This window comes from Streptomyces botrytidirepellens (genome assembly GCF_003721215.1).
Lineage (GTDB): Bacteria > Actinomycetota > Actinomycetes > Streptomycetales > Streptomycetaceae > Streptomyces > Streptomyces himastatinicus.
In genome coordinates, this window is the sequence record NZ_RIBZ01000114.1 from 1 (window position 1) to 2,921 (window position 2,921).

Below are 2,921 nucleotides of genomic sequence, written 5' to 3' on the forward strand. Positions count from 1 at the left end.
GTACCCTGCCGGCGGTCGCGGGCGCCGGTACTCTGCTGGTCCCCGCCGCCCTGGCGGGCCGGCCCGGCAGTCAGACGGCGGCCCTGGCGGTGGCCGTGGTCCTGCTGGCCTGGCATGTCGTGGTCGCACGGGCCGGCGGCACCCGCGGACGGGGCGTGGCCGGTCTGGCCACCGAGGCGTTCGGCGCGCGGGCCGGTCAGGCCGCCCACGCCCTGTACTTCGCCGGGATCGCCAGTGGCCAGGCAGCGGTGGCCGGCGCCGCGGGCGAGTTCGCCGCCGACGGCCGCGCCTCGGCAGCGGTCTCGGCCGGGGTACTGGCGGTGGCCGCAGCCTGCGCCCATGCCGGGCTGCTGCCCGGCCCGCCCCGCCGAATGCGGCATGTCGCGGTGGTGCGGCTGACCGTGGTCCTGCTGCTGACGGCCGCCTGGTGGCTGCTNATGCCGGGCTGCTGCCCGGCCCGCCCCGCCGAATGCGGCATGTCGCGGTGGTGCGGCTGACCGTGGTCCTGCTGCTGACGGCCGCCTGGTGGCTGCTGCCCGGCCTGCTGCGTCTCGACGGTCGCCTGCCGGGCGGCGGTGCGTGGGAAGCGGCCGCCGCCCTCGTCGTGCTGTTCGCCTGGGTGGGGGCGGAGGGTGACGTACCGGCCATGCCACGCCTTGGGCCGCGCACCGTGTGGCGGCTGCTGTACGGCCCGGTGACAGCGGCCGCACTCCTGGCGCTGGTGCTGGACGCCCCCCAACCGGGCCCGGACGCCTCCCAGGCCGCCGGGGCCGCAGGAGTCGCCGCCGCGGTCGTGCTGACCGCCTACTGCGTCACCAATCTGGCCGCCTGCGGTGCACGCTGGTCGCAACTTCGCCTGCATGAGGGGTCGTCAGGCGTTATTGTGCCAGCAGCAACGTCGGCAAAGGGGCCGGTGCGAACGCCGGGGACGGCGGCGCGAGGGGGGATCTGGGCGGCGGCGGCCGTCGCGGCGACCGTGCTCACCCTCGCCCGGATCGCCCATATGCCGACCGTAGTCCTCCTGCTGGGACCGGGGACGGCAACCGCGAGCCTGCTCGTCCTGTCGGCTGCCGCAGCGCTCCGGCCGGTGCGCCGCCAGGACGCCGATGAGGCGCCCCCCGAACCCACACCGACCACCCGTTCCGTCCCAGACACCGAGTCGTATGACAGGAGCCCCACCCCGTGACCACCTCCACGACCAGCCAGGCCGTTTCCAAGGTGCTGCGCGCCCCGGCAGCCGATCCGGCCGAGGCCGCCGCCCACTTCTACCGCCGGGCCACCTTCGAGGCGGACGTCTCCGACGTGCACGCCGACATCGAGTCCGGTGCCGCCACGTTCGTGCTCGTGGACACGCGCAGCACCGAGTCGTACGAGCAGGGACACGTGCCCGGTGCCGTCCACCTGCCCACCGACGAGATCGCCGAGCGGGCGGCCGAACTGATCCCGGCCGGGCGGCTCGTCGTCACCTACTGCTGGGGCCCCGGCTGCAACGGCGCCACCCGTGCCGCGTTCGCCTTCGCCACGGCGGGCTACCAGGTGAAGGAGATGCTGGGCGGCTTCGAGTACTGGTCCCGCGAGGGCTTCCCGGTGGAGGACGCCGAGGGGACCCACCGCGGCGCCCCGGACCCGCTGACCGCCCCGGCGGCAGGCGTCTGCGGCTGCTGACCGCCGCGTCCGCAGCGCAACGCACGGGCGGGGCCGGGGAGGTCTGCTGACGCTGTTGGTCGATTCGGCCCCTGCTTTGCCCCGTCGAGCATCAGTTCGGCGGGGCGAAGTGCTGCGAAGGGGCTGGTGCGGCTGGAGGACACATGGAAACCAATGCCCGGATCGGTCAACTCCAGGCCGAGGGCATACACCAGCACCATCGCCGGCCGACCTCTTCGGCCAAAGACATCGACACCCACCCCATACGACGACGTTGGCCTTCAAGACCACAACCAGGTCTTGAAGGCCAACGTCACGCGAGGGGCCGAATCGGCCAACAGTGTCCGGGTCTTCTCCCCGGCCCCGCCCATCGTTCCGGTGCGTCGGATCAGTGCCAGCCCGATTCGGCCTCCGCCAGGCCGGACTCGTCGTAGGCGGCGTCCAGAGCCGAGACGTCCAGGCCCTCGGACAGTCGCACCGCCCGCACGGCCCGGTAGATCTGGTTGAGGTGTGCGATGTCGTGGCCGACCACCTTACGGATCATGACCTCAATGGTCTCGCCGCCCTGCTCACCGTGGCGGCCGGTGCGCTGCCAGTCCTTCTGCGGCAGGGCGCGCAGCAACGCCACGTTGGAGGCCCGCAGGCCCGTCCAAGCGTCCAGCATCTGCCAGAAGGGCAGGCGCGGCAGGGGCGTCCACAGCTCCTCGTCGTAGCCGGGGTAGGTGGGGTCGTCCTCGGTGATCACCAGCCGCCAGCGGAAGCCGTAGACGATGTCCACGTCGAAGACGTGCCCGACCACGCCTGCGGCCGGCCACTCGCCCTCCTCCGGGGCAGTCTCCAACAGGCGCACGGGGGTGTCCGCGCAGAAGCGGGCGGCCCGGACGGGTGTCAGCGCCAGTTCCTCGAACGCGTCGCGGTCGCCGGCCACGTTCAGCAGAGCCGACACGTACGCGCCGGGGTCCTCGGTAGCCGAGGGGATGTCGATTCGGTGCACTCCGCTACCGATCTCGTCAGTGACGGTCATCGCTGTTGCCTCCTGCGTGTGGCGGCCCGGCCTGCCGCCGGACATGCTTACCCGGCGACCTTCTCACCACGGGCGCAGGGCCCACCACCGTCCACGACTGGCACCAACCGGCATCGGCACCTAGCGGCTACCGCCTCCTCGGCCCCTGCTGCCACCGCCATCCCCGCGACCGCCGCTGGACGCGGCCTGTCGCGAGGTGGACGGCGCCCGAGCAACGGCGAGGGCCGCCGGGATCGCACGATGCGATCCCGGC

The 2,921-nt window shown here is 73.3% G+C and carries 3 protein-coding genes; 2 read left to right on the top strand and 1 reads right to left on the bottom strand.

Features of this window, described 5'->3' with window-relative positions:
• Window positions 1-469: 469 nt before the first annotated feature.
• Window positions 470-1,186 (top strand): hypothetical protein, encoded by a 717-nt coding sequence (locus EEJ42_RS08900; RefSeq protein ID WP_148081896.1) that lies wholly within the window; start codon window positions 470-472, stop codon window positions 1,184-1,186.
• Window positions 1,183-1,665 (top strand): rhodanese-like domain-containing protein, encoded by a 483-nt coding sequence (locus EEJ42_RS08905; RefSeq protein WP_123099431.1) that lies wholly within the window; start codon window positions 1,183-1,185, stop codon window positions 1,663-1,665. Before EEJ42_RS08900 ends, EEJ42_RS08905 begins: the two co-directional genes overlap by 4 nt.
• 367 nt (window positions 1,666-2,032) lie before the next feature.
• Here EEJ42_RS08905 and EEJ42_RS08910 read toward each other — a convergent pair whose 3' ends face one another.
• Window positions 2,033-2,668, bottom strand: coding sequence for a DinB family protein (locus EEJ42_RS08910; protein ID WP_184503001.1), 636 nt, complete (start codon window positions 2,666-2,668; stop codon window positions 2,033-2,035).
• Window positions 2,669-2,921: the final 253 nt, after the last annotated feature.

Bases quoted from the DNA above. Each gene is read 5' to 3' on its own strand.
- EEJ42_RS08900 (WP_148081896.1), top strand. From the start codon at position 470: ATGCGGCATGTCGCGGTGGTGCGGCTGACCGTGGTCCTGCTGCTGACG.
- EEJ42_RS08910 (WP_184503001.1), bottom strand. From the start codon at position 2,668: ATGACCGTCACTGACGAGATCGGTAGCGGAGTGCACCGAATCGACATC.